General features: G+C 43.5%; 13 protein-coding genes and 1 tRNA gene. 6 read left to right on the top strand and 8 right to left on the bottom strand.

Annotated features, from left to right (window positions below):
- The first annotated feature begins 267 nt into the window (after positions 1–267).
- Positions 268–1,584 (top strand): valine--pyruvate transaminase, encoded by a 1,317-nt coding sequence (locus tag HL061_RS08690; RefSeq protein ID WP_186475361.1) that lies wholly within the window; start codon positions 268–270, stop codon positions 1,582–1,584.
- 130 nt (positions 1,585–1,714) lie between these two features.
- On the opposite strand, the gene HL061_RS08685 is transcribed toward HL061_RS08690, so the two are convergent.
- The 5 genes from HL061_RS08685 to hisB all read right to left on the bottom strand — a co-directional run bounded on the left by HL061_RS08685 (position 1,715) and on the right by hisB (position 5,965).
- The gene (locus HL061_RS08685; protein WP_071002694.1) at positions 1,715–2,578 is read right to left on the bottom strand and encodes an AAA family ATPase; all 864 of its coding nucleotides are present in this window, start codon (positions 2,576–2,578) and stop codon (positions 1,715–1,717) included.
- 325 nt (positions 2,579–2,903) lie between these two features.
- Entirely contained in the window at positions 2,904–3,836 is a 933-nt protein-coding gene (locus HL061_RS08680) for a DJ-1/PfpI family protein (protein ID WP_083328906.1), read from the bottom strand.
- Between the two features lie 152 nt (positions 3,837–3,988).
- Positions 3,989–4,366 carry a hypothetical protein gene (locus tag HL061_RS08675; RefSeq protein ID WP_071002693.1) on the bottom strand — a complete coding sequence of 126 codons (378 nt, stop codon included), beginning with the start codon at positions 4,364–4,366 and terminating at the stop codon, positions 3,989–3,991.
- Positions 4,367–4,537: 171 nt separating this feature from the next.
- Entirely contained in the window at positions 4,538–5,173 is a 636-nt protein-coding gene (hisH, locus tag HL061_RS08670) for an imidazole glycerol phosphate synthase subunit HisH (RefSeq protein WP_071002692.1), read from the bottom strand.
- A gap of 144 nt (positions 5,174–5,317) precedes the next feature.
- Positions 5,318–5,965 carry an imidazoleglycerol-phosphate dehydratase HisB gene (hisB, locus tag HL061_RS08665; RefSeq protein WP_071002691.1) on the bottom strand — a complete coding sequence of 216 codons (648 nt, stop codon included), beginning with the start codon at positions 5,963–5,965 and terminating at the stop codon, positions 5,318–5,320.
- Between the two features lie 399 nt (positions 5,966–6,364).
- Between hisB and HL061_RS08660 the strand changes: the two genes are divergently transcribed.
- The 4 genes from HL061_RS08660 (at position 6,365) to HL061_RS08645 (ending at position 8,594) form a co-directional block, all read left to right on the top strand.
- Entirely contained in the window at positions 6,365–6,787 is a 423-nt protein-coding gene (locus tag HL061_RS08660; protein WP_071002690.1) for a hypothetical protein, read from the top strand.
- A 122-nt stretch (positions 6,788–6,909) separates the two neighbouring features.
- Positions 6,910–6,985, top strand: a tRNA-Phe gene (locus HL061_RS08655).
- A 193-nt stretch (positions 6,986–7,178) separates the two neighbouring features.
- Complete coding sequence (locus tag HL061_RS08650) at positions 7,179–7,670, top strand: DUF4385 domain-containing protein (protein ID WP_071002689.1); 492 nt, start codon at positions 7,179–7,181, stop codon at positions 7,668–7,670.
- A 240-nt stretch (positions 7,671–7,910) separates the two neighbouring features.
- Positions 7,911–8,594 carry a phosphoglycolate phosphatase gene (locus HL061_RS08645; RefSeq protein WP_071002688.1) on the top strand — a complete coding sequence of 228 codons (684 nt, stop codon included), beginning with the start codon at positions 7,911–7,913 and terminating at the stop codon, positions 8,592–8,594.
- Between the two features lie 49 nt (positions 8,595–8,643).
- On the opposite strand, the gene HL061_RS08640 is transcribed toward HL061_RS08645, so the two are convergent.
- Positions 8,644–10,230 (bottom strand): YifB family Mg chelatase-like AAA ATPase, encoded by a 1,587-nt coding sequence (locus tag HL061_RS08640; protein WP_071002687.1) that lies wholly within the window; start codon positions 10,228–10,230, stop codon positions 8,644–8,646.
- 297 nt (positions 10,231–10,527) lie between these two features.
- Between HL061_RS08640 and hemN the strand changes: the two genes are divergently transcribed.
- Entirely contained in the window at positions 10,528–12,099 is a 1,572-nt protein-coding gene (gene hemN, locus HL061_RS08635; protein WP_156770987.1) for an oxygen-independent coproporphyrinogen III oxidase, read from the top strand.
- A gap of 77 nt (positions 12,100–12,176) precedes the next feature.
- Here the strand turns inward: hemN and HL061_RS08630 are convergent, their stop codons facing one another.
- Both HL061_RS08630 and HL061_RS08625 read right to left on the bottom strand, forming a co-directional pair.
- Complete coding sequence (locus HL061_RS08630; RefSeq protein ID WP_071002686.1) at positions 12,177–13,058, bottom strand: SPFH domain-containing protein; 882 nt, start codon at positions 13,056–13,058, stop codon at positions 12,177–12,179.
- Positions 13,059–13,148: 90 nt separating this feature from the next.
- Positions 13,149–13,745 (bottom strand): NfeD family protein, encoded by a 597-nt coding sequence (locus HL061_RS08625; RefSeq protein ID WP_071002685.1) that lies wholly within the window; start codon positions 13,743–13,745, stop codon positions 13,149–13,151.
- Positions 13,746–13,893: the final 148 nt, after the last annotated feature.

The raw sequence follows: 13,893 nt of genomic DNA, 5'->3' as shown, positions 1-13,893 counted from the left end.
TAGCACCTTACTTAATAAATAGAATTTAGTGAGTAGTTATTTACTTCTTTTCTAAACACCCTTACTAGAAATTTTCTTAGCCTCACAAACCCAAAACGCCTTCTACTCCCATAGAAGGCGTTTTTTTTGCTTCACAATCTGTATAGAAATATAAGTCAATATCTGCCCCGCACTTTGCTTATTTTATAGCCCTCATTTGCTATACTAGCCCCACTTTATCGGTTAAACACCCACTTATAACACCCTCCCAAACAGCATGGTAGCCTTATGAAATTCTCAAAGTTCGGTCAAAAATTTACCCAACCCACCGGCATCTCACAATTGATGGATGATCTGGGCGACGCGCTCAAAAGCGATCAGCCAGTCAACATGCTGGGCGGTGGTAACCCTGCCAAAATTGATGCCGTCAATGAGTTGTTTTTGGAGACCTATAAGGCGCTGGGCGTTGACAACGATGCAGACGTGCCCAACAGTAGCGCGATTATCAGCATGGCGAACTACTCCAATCCGCAAGGGGATGCTGGCTTTATCGATGCGTTGGTTGGCTTTTTTAACCGTCATTATGATTGGAATCTCACGGCAGACAACATCGCTCTGACCAATGGCTCACAAAATGCGTTTTTCTATCTGTTTAATCTGTTTGGCGGTGCTTTCACTGATGAGCAGAACGAATCTGTCGACAAATCCATTCTACTGCCATTGACCCCTGAGTATATCGGCTATAGCGATGTGCATGTCGAAGGTCAGCATTTCACTGCCGTATTGCCGCATATCGATGAAGTGACGCATGATGGCGAAGCAGGCTTCTTTAAATATCGCGTGGATTTTGACGCGTTGGAGAACTTGCCCGCGTTAAAGGAAGGTCGTATCGGGGCGATTTGCTGCTCACGCCCGACCAACCCGACGGGCAACGTGCTGACCGATAACGAAATGGCGCATTTGTCCGAGATTGCTAAGCGTTATGACATTCCGCTGATTATTGATAACGCCTACGGTATGCCCTTCCCCAATATCATCTACTCTGATGTCAATTTGAACTGGGATAACAATACGATTCTGTGTTTTAGCCTGTCGAAGATTGGCTTGCCCGGTATGCGTACCGGTATTATCGTCGCTGATGCTAAAGTGATTGAGGCGGTCAGCGCGATGAATGCCGTGGTCAATCTAGCGCCGACACGTTTTGGAGCAGCGATTGCCACGCCACTGGTCGAAAACGACCGTATCAAGCAGTTATCTGATAATGGGATTAAGCCTTTTTATCAGCAGCAAGCGAAGACCGCAGTTACCTTACTTAAAAAAGAATTGGGCGATTACCCGCTAGTAATTCATAAACCCGAGGGCGCAATATTCTTGTGGCTGTGGTTTAAGGATTTACCGATTAGTACCTCTGAGCTGTATGAGACTTTGAAAGAAAAAGGGACGCTTATCGTACCGAGTGAATACTTCTTCCCCGGTGTGGATGTCAGTGACTATCAACACGCGCATGAGTGTATTCGCATGAGTATCGCGGCGGATGAGGACACGTTGGCCAAAGGCATTGCGGTGATTGGTGAGGTGGTGCGAAAGCTGTATGATGGTGAGTAGTCCGTTCTAAAAAACATGTTTTGAAAGTAAAAGGTAATAATGAATTATCACTACTACATTTTATTAAGCCTAGTAATAAACCTTCAAAATATATTTATGAATTGCAAGACACTGCTAATGTATTCTAAGACTAATTAGTTAAAAAAACTTCAAATTTATCACTTTTGATTATATCTATCATTTTCTTAGTAGATTCGTGGATTTCTTCTTCTGTATAAGGTTGATTGTACGTATTCTCTGGATGGTGAATACTGTGCCTTATATAAGACATAAGAGTAAGAAGATTCGTACTAGTATTGCCATTGCCATTATCTCTTATCCAGCTTTTACTTTTTTCTACACTGTGCTCTTCATGTAACCAGCTATCTAGTTTTTTAGAGTTATTTTTATTAGTGATAGAAGAGATATATCCATAAAGTTCATTATGAAAATCAGTTGAGCATATTTCGTAAGTAAAATAGTTTATTTCGGCTAATGTAGGCGAAAAAGAAAAAGTTCTCATTGTTTCAACCGCGATTGCATGGGCTGATTGATTAACCTTCTTAGTCATGTACGTGCAGATATCATCACTAGCAAAATGTTTTAAAAGAAAAGGGGAATGAGTAGTAATAAAAACCTGTTGGTGCCTTGAAATTGTGATTATAGATTCAATTAAAGTTTTTTGAGCTCTAGGGTGAAGAGAAATCTCAGGTTCATCAATAAAGAAGAATAAAGGTTTTTTCAAATCTGAATTGCTTGGATGTTTAATTAAAAAATCAGCATATACTTTCATTACAGCTAGTGCGAATGCTCTCTGCACTCCGCTACCTTTTTTGTAATCATCAATAGTTTTATCTTTTGAAACACCAGACCTTAAAAAATCTATCGCCTTAAAAACTGTAGTTTTACCTGTGTTATTCTCTCCAACTAAGCATACGACCGGCTTATTAGTATCAAAAACAATTGTCTCTGCAAAAGCTTTAAAGTTTTCTAAAATTAGCTTGCTAATTTTCATACTCATCCTTGGGTAATATTTTTACGAATTATCATAAGTTTAGAAAAGTTAAATTTTACGTAAAATATACACAACTACTGAAAATAAGTCTATATTTTTGTTTCTTCGACTGAAAACCGTTGTCCATTTGTTCAAAACATAAGTTTAAAAAGGTGGTAGCTAGGTGTTAACAGGGTTATACAAACTCTGACTGATGACATCCATGTGATTGGTGAAGTGGTGCGTGAGCTTTATGATGAAGCTAAGTAAAACCATCTCTTTTTGAATGTAAAAAACGGACTAATAAATAGTCCGTTTTTTTATATAATGACTTTATGAAAACGATCTAACCAAACTCTTTTAGTAAAGCTTTAGCACTCATTTTACCAAAGTCATTTGCCGCGAGTGGCCCATCGCCTGAGATAAGCTTTCTATCTTGATGCGTTTGTCCTGAGACCAGTTTATTATCAATAGTAACGCCTAAATCTTCTAACTTTTTACCAAAGTACCATGGCATCGTACCAGGCAGATAGCCAATTTTTGGCATTTGCTTATCCATAACCGTCGGGAAGGCTACCATCTTATAGCCTTTGAAAATAAAGTTTTTATTAGCGTTATCGTCTTGCTTAGAGCTATCAGGACTTTCTAAATTAGCTGCTAGTAGAGCAGCTGGTCCATGACAAATTGCCAAAGTAAAGAGGTCCTTTTTATGACCCCAGCGTAGCAATGCGCCAAGGTTTTTATCTTCCGGCAAGCCGAGCATCGCGCCATGACCACCGGGAATAAAGCTCGCCGCGTATTCAGTGCTGTCTGCCATATCGTTTTTGACGAAGTCAGCGATACTATTAGGATTGTTAAGCTTGGACTCGTACTCGCTATAGATTTTTTTGACGTCGTCATCGTCCTCTGGCATCGCCCACTGCTCGACCTTGACCGACTCGCCTGTTGGCGTAAACACATCCACGTCGAAGCCTGCTTTTTTAAAATGTAATAACGGCACCATCATCTCCACCGGATGATTACCGGTATCAAATCTATTGCCGTTCTCCATAGTCATATACTGCTCTTCGGTACAGACCATCATGATTTTCTTATCGCCCGTATATGGATTATCATAATTAGTATGATCGTAGTTGGTTTTATTCGGCGCAGCTATCTTTAGCGATGATGTTGAGGGAATATAAATGCCTGCTTCAGTTTCTTGCGGCTCTAAGCCTAGCGTATTGTTGGCGTTGTCTAAGGTGTCTTTGGCTTTATCTAATAGATCTTGCATATTCATAGTGGCTTCCTTTTTTATGATTTATATTTATTGAGTAGCTATTTATTAAGTAGCTAGAAATGATCAATCTAAGGTAACAAATGAAGACAGCATTAAATAGATGAGAATTTTTATGTTTCGTAAGCTTTGTAAAGCAGGATTGAAAAACTGTTTTAACGGGTTTTCTTTAGTAGCTTACTTGGTGAGCTGCTCGCTTGAAAAATCCTTGTCCACTTATTTAAAGCAAACAGCACGAAAGGCAGCAGGCAGGTATTAATGAGATCATGAATACTTGCTTTAATATCTGTACCTTTTAGAGCCAGAAGGCCTTTTGGCACGATGATGTGACGATTGTCGAAATATTCACCTAGCAGTGCTACGCTAATGACGACTAATAGTGCTAAAAAGGCTCTGATAGTCTGATTCTTAATGATAGGGCGTAAGATAAACATGCTGAGCAGATAGACGCCGACGCCGATGTAAATGTGTAACGCATCTTTGGCAAGGCCAGTTGTTTCAACAACGTTTATTTTAAAGGTGTTAAAGTCCACTAGAGTATTCCAAATATAAGCGAGCAGAAAATGATTGAGCGTATCACTAAACAATAATAACTAAAAATTGATAGTTAAGAATGACAATAGTGGAGAATAAAAAAGGTAGATTATACAAGCGATAATCTACCCTATTCTGAAGCAAATGTGCAATTTACGTTTACTGCCTATCTACACATTCCACTCGACAAAATTCTTTAGCAGTTGCAAGCCAGCGGTATGGCTCTTCTCAGGATGGAACTGAGTGGCAAATAGGTTGTCTTTGATGATACTGGCACAAAACGGCTGGCCATAATCACAGATAGCGGCGACTTGAGAGTTATCGTTAGGCGCGCAGTAGTAACTGTGCACAAAGTAAAAGTGCGCGTTGTCCTCGATACCGTGCCAAAGCGGATGGTCAAAATTCATACCACTAATCGTATTCCAGCCCATATGTGGTACTTTTATCGTTGCGCCTTGTTTGTCTTTCCACGTAGGGTCAAACGCTTCTACCGTACCGTTTAAGATGCCAAGGCAATCTGTACCACCATTTTCAGCCGATTGCTCAAATAACGCTTGCATCCCCACACAGATGGCCATCACGGGTTTGTTAAACACTGCATCGCGTACCACGTCATCAATGCCTGCCTCATGCATACCAGCGATACAATCACGCATCGCGCCAACGCCAGGGAAGACGATTTTATCAGCGGCAGCCACGACTTTGGGGTCGTTAGTGATGGATACCTCCGCGCCGACATTGGTGAGTGCCTTGCTAACCGAGTGCAAGTTACCCATGCCATAATCTAATAGTGCAATTTTGGTCATTGATTGGTTCTCGTTTTTGAATCGTTTTTATTATATTTGATAACAGCGGATGAGGTACAGATAAAATCCTGCGACGAGCAAAAGCGCCAACTGTACAAGCCGTGCAATAAGCGCGGCTGTGACCGTAGCAGCACCGCACTATCCTTAAAATGCCTCTTTGGTCGACGGTAAGGTATTTAGCGCTCGCTCATCATATTCACACGCCATACGCAGGGCGCGAGCAAAGGCTTTAAAGGTAGATTCGATTTGGTGATGGCTGTTTTTGCCTTTGAGGTTATCCAAATGTACGGTCATCCATGAATGATTGACGAAGCCGTAAAAGAATTCGCTAAACAGATCGACATCGAAGGTGCCGACATGCGAGCGCGTAAACGGAATATCCATGTGCAAGCCTGGACGCCCTGATAGATCGACGACCGCGCGCGTCAACGACTCATCAAGCGGCGCATAAAAATGTCCGTAACGGCGGATACCTTTTTTATCGCCCAAAGCTTTGTTAAACGCTTGGCCCAAAGTAATACCGGTATCCTCGACACTATGATGATCATCGATAAAAGTGTCGCCGACGCATTTGATATCTAAGTCAAATAAACCATGACGCTTGATCTGATCAATCATATGATCCAAAAACGGTACGCCCGTGTCTACCACGCCTGTGCCTGTACCATCGAGGTTGATGGTACAAGTGATTTGCGTTTCGGCAGTGATACGCTCAACGGTCGCGATGCGCTCAGGGCGACCATATAAATTTAGGTTTGTTGCTTGATTTTGCTCAGTTGCATTGGCTGTCATGGCTATTCTCTATCGGTTTTTTATCAGTGAAAAGCGGTCAATTATAAATAGGGTAAAACATCGCCCATTGCTGTCTGTTACATTGAGGCTAGCGCTGCCATCAGCGTCAGCAAAAAATGTATGAAAAAGTGATATATACAAAAGATATCAATATATTAGGGTTGATGTGTATCACATATGATTTAGCCTCATCATAGCAAACCCTAACATTTACTGCCACGACCAAGCGCTAAACCGCGCACAAATTTACGTCATTCTGCTAAAATAGTGTGTTCAGTATTATCAATCATGACTGGCGCGAACGTTGACAGTCTCACCTTTATGGCACTACTCTCTATGACATAGTGCGGTGTCATACTGACTTTATACTATAAAAACCCTCTGTTTATAGGAACTGCTATGCCTTTAGAAGCGATCGCCATTAATAGCTTGGATGCGCCACTTATCAAAAAACCTGCTCGCGATAATGAGCTAGCAGAACGCTTGCAGGCATTGTACGATAGTGATGATGCGCAGCCTGATGGTGCTGAGGTGTTAAGCATAGTGGCGCAAGGATTCAAACGCGGGCAATACCTCTATGTTGGTATGTTCAATGATAAGCCTATCGCTGCGGTAGCCTGTTTTGATGATGGGCAGACCGATGCCAAGCGTTTGCAATATCTGACGGTACATCCAGAGAACCGTAAACGCGCCATCGATGCCAAATTTATTAAACTGGTCTATGATGCCGAGGTCAAAAAAGGCGTGCGTGAATTTGTCCCTGCGGATGCTGATATTCACCGAATCATGAGCGAGTACGAACTCCTGCGCGTAAAAGACTAAATATCGAGTAAATAGGGTTTATTTCGCCAATATTTGATTATTTATCGACTTTTATGAGATATAACGCAAAAATCACTTGACAGCCGAGCCTATATTTAGTTTAATAGCGCCTCAACGAAGACGGCTCGATAGCTCAGTCGGTAGAGCAACGGATTGAAAATCCGTGTGTCGGCAGTTCGATCCTGCCTCGAGCCACCATTCGTTAATAGATTCTAAAAAGCCCCGAACAGCAATGTTTGGGGCTTTTTTTATGTCTGTTATTTATATCATCGCTCGCTTTACTCACGGTTGCATAACATTTTTGTGCTGTTTTCTACACCGCTTGGCTCAGTATACTCAGTAACTATGAATGAATAGATACCCATCATAGTACAGAGCCTAGGTGGCAGATATGAGAGAATTTGATTACGACTTGGATTATAAAAATCTTGATCTGCGCGCGCATCCTGAGTTATATCGTGTTGGTCGTGGTGAGCAAGGCGTATTACTTGTAGAGCCTTACAAGTCTGAAATCCTCCCGCATTGGCGTTTTGCCACGCCTGATATCGCCCGCGAGAGCAGTGAGACGATTTACCAGATGTTTTTGGATTATCTAGCTGACGATGATTTTGTCGGTGCAGATATGGCGCGCAAATTTATTCAAATGGGCTATACCCGCGCGCGTCGCTATGCCAATCACAAGGGCGGTAAAAAATATAAAGGGCCAGTACCTGATGACAAAAAAGGCCAAAGCGGCGCCCATGGTCGCGAAGAGTTACCACGACAAACCGAAGACCCGATCAAGGCAGAATCGGCGCGTATTTTTAAGCAAAAATGGGACCAGTGTCGTGAGAACGAAGATTATCTAAGAATGAAAAAAGAACACCGCGCGCGTTATAGTTGATCCAATTTAAGAGTGGTACAAGGCAACCGAGTGCAGATGTATACGTCATACTTCAAGCGAGGTTAACGCTGTAACGCTTTTTAGTGGATTGACTATATAAAGATGTCGAGTAACTGCTAATGCTCATAAACTTGAGAATATAACAACACTAAATTGACCAGTCTTAAAATACTACCGTGCCAAGGTATAACACGGAATATCTAACACAATAAATATAATGATTTTTAATAGTGAGGAACAATGAATAAGCAACTCTTAATTTTTGATTTTGATGGCACACTCATTGATAGCGTGCCCGATTTGGCCGATGCCACCAATGCAATGCTGACCACGCTTGGTAAAGACACCTACCCAATTGAGACGATACGCAATTGGATAGGCAATGGTTCACGAATGCTTGTAGAGCGTGCTTTGGTCGGTGATATCACTGTCCCAGAGGGCGCACTGACCAAAGCCGAGGCCGATCACGCAGAGCAGATATTTTTTGAAGCATATACTAAGATTGGTGGTAACAAAACCGTTGCTTATCCCGATGTCGATAGTGGCCTTAAACAACTTCACGCGGCTGGCTACACGCTCGCTCTAGTGACCAACAAACCGCTTCGTTTTGTCCCCAAAATATTGCAAACATTCGGCTGGCAAGATCTGTTTAGTGAAGTGATGGGCGGCGACAGTCTATCCACCAAAAAGCCAGATCCAGCGCCCCTACTGCATGTCTGTACTCAATTGGGGATTACTCCTGACCAAGCGATTATGATTGGCGATTCTAGAAACGACATCTTGGCGGGTCAAAACGCCAATATGGACACGCTTGGACTATCCTATGGTTATAACTACGGGCAAGACATTCGTGAGCTCGGCCCAACCGAGGCGTTTGATCATTTTACGGATTTGGTTACTTGGATTATGACAGATAACATCTAACCCATAAAAGCATCTATCAAACGGATGTGATAGTTGGCTCAAACGAAGACTACTCCTTACTACGATAGCTGAGCGCCTCTGACACATGGGCGCTATTAATATCTGTACTGTTGGCCAAGTCCGCGATAGTACGCGCGACTCGTAACACCCGATGGTAGCCGCGTGCGGATAAATTCAAGCGCTGCTGAGCAAGTTGCAATAGTTGTTTTTCGCTGTCGCCTAATTTGATATATTCATCGATTTCGCTCGGGCTTAGCTCATTATTGACTTTTTGTTGTCGTTTTAATTGATGCTGATGCGCGGCTGCTACTCGCTCGCGTACTTGTTTGGAAGTTTCGCCTGCCTGCGCGCTTTGCAAATCAGCAATCGGCAATGCTGGTACGGTAATATGCAAATCAATACGATCTAATAGTGGCCCTGAGAGTTTGTCTTGATAGCGTTTGATTTGCTCAGGTCGACAGCGGCAGCGCCCTGAGGTATCGCCATCATAACCACACGGGCACGGATTCATAGCAGCGACCAGTTGAAAGTTGGCTGGAAAGGTCATTTGCGAGTTAGCACGGCTAATAGTGATTTGCTTGGCTTCTAACGGCTGGCGCAATACCTCAAGCACGCTCCGATCAAACTCTGGCAATTCATCAAGGAATAACACGCCTTTATTGGCAAGCGTAATCTCGCCCGGTTTGGGCCGTGAACCGCCGCCAACCAACGCCACGGCTGATATGGTGTGATGCACTTGCCTAAAGGGACGTGTGCCGTAATCGTAATCACTGTCTGCCACTGAATACGTACTAGCTACCTCGAGCGCATCCTCATCACTGAGATCAGGCAATATCGTCGGCAAACGTGAGGCCATGAGCGTTTTGCCAGAACCCGGTGGCCCTGTAAACAATAACGAATGACCGCCAGCTGCTGCTATCTCTAGCGCGCGGCGGGCATGGTGCTGTCCTTTGACATCGGCTAAATCCACTTGATAGCCTACATGCTGCGGTGCTGGACTGGGTGTGACCACCTCCAAGCAGTCATAAGATCCGCTTGGATCCGCCAGTGACTGCAAGTGGTTACATACTGCTTTTAGACTCTTCGCTGCCAATATCGTCACACCATCAACGCGACTGGCCTCACGACCATTGTCAATCGGTACGATTAATTGTGGTGCGCTCTGTAAGGTAACATTTTGCTCATTTTTTACAGAGTCACTCGCCTTTGACAACGTTTTCGACAACGTTGATGTCAATCCTTCTGCCTTAATCGCGCGAGCGACAGCCAAGCTACCGGTCACCTGCCGCAGCTCACCGTTGAGTGCCAACTCGCCAATAAACTCAAACCCCGATAATACTTCTGGCTCAAGTTGTCCGCTTGCCGCCAATATCCCAATAGCGATTGGCAAGTCCAGACGCGCGCCATCTTTAGGTAAATCAGCAGGTGCTAAATTAATCGTTAGACGCCGATTGGGAAACTGAAAACCTGAATTAAGAATGGCAGAGCGTACTCTGTCTTTACTCTCGCGCACGGCCGCTTCAGGTAGACCAACGATGGTTAGTGCTGGTAACCCTTGCGATAAGTGAACTTCGATGATGACTTTAGGTGCATGCAAACCGACAACTGAGCGAGTATAGACTTGAGCAAACGACATCAGCGTTTCCTAATATTAGAGATTAATCGATGATAAAGTATTATTTATCAGCGTGCAAATGTCGTGTTTTATAAAAAATATAGGTAGGACATTAAAACAATCATCTCAAACCAAAGCCGTCAATATTAATGCTAAAAACCATCACGATATACCATACTAAAAGTAGGGATTTGGTATAATAATGACCATATTTTAAGACAGTTGCTATAATAGCCAAGCTGTTACTGCAAACGTTATCATCTGGCAGCACAAAAAAGCGACGCTATAGCCACTATGGGTCAAAACGAGGAATACCGCATGACAGATTATTCAGCACAAACTAACCCGCAGCCCTACAATGATGCGGAAGCGCCGCCGTCGACCACGCGTCCTGTTATGCAACCAGACAACCCTTATGCCAGTACCCGCGGTAGTATTACTAGTAAGCAGCTACCAGCATTCGATGAAGCCATCATCAATAAGTACAATCGTTCAGGTCCGCGTTATACCTCTTATCCAACTGCTCTAGAGTTCACGCCGATACCTGAGAATATTGGAGTAAATGGTTTTGAGGCAGTTGGTCTTGAGACGAAAATCTTGCAGAATCGTGAGTCACGCGCGCCGTTGTCTTTATACTTTCACATTCCGTTTTGCCGTCACCTTTGCTATTACTGCGCCTGCAATAAGATTATTACCAAAAAAAATAGCGACTCTGGTGATTATCTGCAGTATTTAATGGCTGAGATTGCCCTTAAACGCCGCTTGCTGTCTGTGCCAGAAGGTAGCGATAAGCCCTTGGTCAAGCAGCTGCATTTGGGCGGTGGTACGCCAACGTTTTTGCGTGATGAAGAGATGGTTAAGCTGTGGGAGTTTTTACAGACGCAGTTTGAGTTTTTGAGTGATGATGAAGGCGACTACTCTATCGAAATCGACCCGCGTGAGCTGAGTGATAATACGCTAAAGATATTACGAAACCTTGGTTTTAATCGTATCAGCTTAGGCGTGCAAGACTTAGATGAAACGGTACAAATCGCGGTCAATCGTGTGCACTCAGTAGAGCTTATTGAGAATGTATTAACAGAGGCGCGAGGGCTTGGTTTTCACTCCATCAATATCGATCTGATTTATGGTTTGCCGCATCAAACGCCTGACACGTTAGACAAAACGGTACAACGTATCATTGAAATGTCACCAGATCGTCTGTCTGTCTTTAACTATGCGCATCTACCTGAGCGTTTCAAAGCCCAACGTCAGATCAAAGATGAAGACCTACCTAGCCCAGCAGCTAAGCTCGCTATGCTCGGCAACACCGTTAACACGCTAACCGAAGCGGGCTATCAATATATCGGTATCGATCACTTTGCTAAGCCTGACGATGAGCTAGCGATCGCCCAGCGCGAAGGAAAATTACATCGTAATTTTCAGGGCTACACCATCATGGGCGATTGTGATTTATTGGGCTTTGGTGTCTCATCCATCAGTCAAATTGCCAATAGCAATACGCGCTATATCCTGCAAAATGATACTGATTTGCAAAACTATCAAGCTAAGATTGATGCTGCCAAAACCAATCCTATGGTCATGCCTGCGGTGAAATATATTAAAACGTCCATCAAAGATCGCTTACGTGAATATGTCATCATGAACCTGCTCTGCCACGACTATCTTGATTTTAAAGATGTGAATCAAAAATTCGGTATCGATGCGATTACCTACTTCATCAATGAGATTCAACAGCTGGGAGAGATGCAAGCAGATAGACTGATTGATATGGATGCTGCTGGCATTCGCGTCTTACCTAGGGGCCGCTTGCTTGGTCGCAATGTTGCCATGGTATTTGATGAATATTTAGAAAAAAAACACAAAAACCGCTTCTCAAAAGTTATCTGACATAACGATTTGGCAGCCAATTATTAGCCATTAAAAAGACCTCAAACGAGGTCTTTTTTAGAAATTTTTTGAAATATTTACAGCTTTAATTTATCGCCTACCATCCCTTTAACAGTGCTCAAGATATCGGCTGGCAACACCACCATTTTTGAATTGTCAGACTCCGCTAGTTGACGAATAGACTTGATGTACTGCTCGCCAAGTAAGTAGACAATCGGCATCTCTTCATCACCCATCGCCGCTGTGATAAGACGAATTGATTCCTCCGAGCCTTTGGCCAGTACTACTTGCGCTTCGGCATCGCGGCGTGAGGCTTCCAGACGTCCATCTGCTTCCAAAATAGCAGCTTGTTTTTGACCATCGGCACGAGTAACGGTCGCTCGGCGTAGACGCTCTGCTGCGGCCTGCTCTTCCATAGAGGCTTGCATGGTTTGCGAGGGATTAATGTCTTGAATCTCTACAGTTTTAAGCGTAATACCCCAATCTGCGATGTCTTCTGAGATCGCATGTTTGAGCAATGCTTTGATCTCATCACGACTCGATAAAGCATTATCTAGATCCATCTCGCCGATGATCGAGCGCAAAGAGGTTTGTACCAAATTGCGGATACCATGTTCATAATCTTCAATACCATAGACCGCTTTGTCTGGACGCAAGATGTTGATATAAGCCACAGCATTAGCGATGATCACGACGTTATCACGGGTGATGACTTCTTGAGATGGGATATCTAGTACGATGTCCTTTGTGGTGACTTTATAAGCGACTCTATCCACAAAAGGAATGATGATACTAAAGCCAGGCTCTAGTGTTTGCTGATATTTACCCAGCCGTTGCACGACCCACTTGTACCCTTGCGGGACAATACAAACGCCTTTAAAAACGGTAAAAATCACCAATGCTGCCAACACCAGCATCACGATACCGACGCCATTTAAACTACTCAAGATACTACCCATGTGATTCTCCTTGACCCTTGCTTTATTTGCCAGCGACGTGATTTATGTCCTTTTTTTCTTAATTTAAAAATCTTTAGTACCTGATAACGTTTATTTGCTAGTACCTGTCTCTTTGAGATCAGGTTTGTGCAAACTCAGTCTACTCGCTTTAGATTGTTTGGTCGGCACTTGACTGTTAATCGTCGGAGTAATGTTTGGCCGTATGGTTTTGGGTGCTTGGAGGCGCTGCGTGGGTGCAACCACCATCTCATCGCCGACCACCTTTATGACCACCACACGATCACCTGTCTCGACATTCACGCCTGCTGTGCGACATGGCCACTCATCTGCACCCCAAATAGGCACGTTAAAGCGCACCATACCTGAAATGCCTTTTTGCGGTTTGACCACGATCATGCCCGTCTCACCAATAATCAGATCGCTACTTTGCCCCATCTTTTTACGGCTCATTGACAGCGGCTTGATGTATTTGACCCAAACAAACATAAACAAAACCGATAGCGTAAGCCAGATCAGTACTTGAAATAATAATGGAATGGGGAGCAACCACGCTAAGGCAGCAACGATCACCGCAGCCGCACCAAACCAGAGGCTAGCAAAGGTCGGAATAAATATCTCAGCAATCATCAAAGAGAAGCCTAACACCAACCAATGCCAAGGTTCAATCATCCAGATAGTCTCAATCATCGCTGTCTACTCCTGTATCTGCCTACCTTCCAATGTAGCACAGTTTTGCAGATAATATTATCTTAAAAATCAATTACCTATTATTATTTATGGTGTGGTATTTTGATAAAACAAGCACAATGAATGCTAAAATTGACACAAAAAAACG

The sequence above is a fragment of the Psychrobacter sp. PSP genome (assembly GCF_024085615.1).
GTDB classification, from domain to species: domain Bacteria; phylum Pseudomonadota; class Gammaproteobacteria; order Pseudomonadales; family Moraxellaceae; genus Psychrobacter; species Psychrobacter pacificensis.
This window is presented reverse-complemented; position numbering and strand designations above follow the sequence as displayed.

Bases quoted from the DNA above. Each gene is read 5' to 3' on its own strand.
- HL061_RS08625 (WP_071002685.1), bottom strand. From the start codon at position 13,745: ATGATTGAGACTATCTGGATGATTGAACCTTGGCATTGGTTGGTGTTA.
- hisB (WP_071002691.1), bottom strand. From the start codon at position 5,965: ATGACAGCCAATGCAACTGAGCAAAATCAAGCAACAAACCTAAATTTA.
- HL061_RS08630 (WP_071002686.1), bottom strand. From the start codon at position 13,058: ATGGGTAGTATCTTGAGTAGTTTAAATGGCGTCGGTATCGTGATGCTG.
- HL061_RS08660 (WP_071002690.1), top strand. From the start codon at position 6,365: ATGCCTTTAGAAGCGATCGCCATTAATAGCTTGGATGCGCCACTTATC.
- HL061_RS08645 (WP_071002688.1), top strand. From the start codon at position 7,911: ATGAATAAGCAACTCTTAATTTTTGATTTTGATGGCACACTCATTGAT.
- HL061_RS08650 (WP_071002689.1), top strand. From the start codon at position 7,179: ATGAGAGAATTTGATTACGACTTGGATTATAAAAATCTTGATCTGCGC.
- HL061_RS08690 (WP_186475361.1), top strand. From the start codon at position 268: ATGAAATTCTCAAAGTTCGGTCAAAAATTTACCCAACCCACCGGCATC.
- HL061_RS08685 (WP_071002694.1), bottom strand. From the start codon at position 2,578: ATGAAAATTAGCAAGCTAATTTTAGAAAACTTTAAAGCTTTTGCAGAG.
- hemN (WP_156770987.1), top strand. From the start codon at position 10,528: ATGACAGATTATTCAGCACAAACTAACCCGCAGCCCTACAATGATGCG.
- hisH (WP_071002692.1), bottom strand. From the start codon at position 5,173: ATGACCAAAATTGCACTATTAGATTATGGCATGGGTAACTTGCACTCG.
- HL061_RS08640 (WP_071002687.1), bottom strand. From the start codon at position 10,230: ATGTCGTTTGCTCAAGTCTATACTCGCTCAGTTGTCGGTTTGCATGCA.
- HL061_RS08680 (WP_083328906.1), bottom strand. From the start codon at position 3,836: ATGAATATGCAAGATCTATTAGATAAAGCCAAAGACACCTTAGACAAC.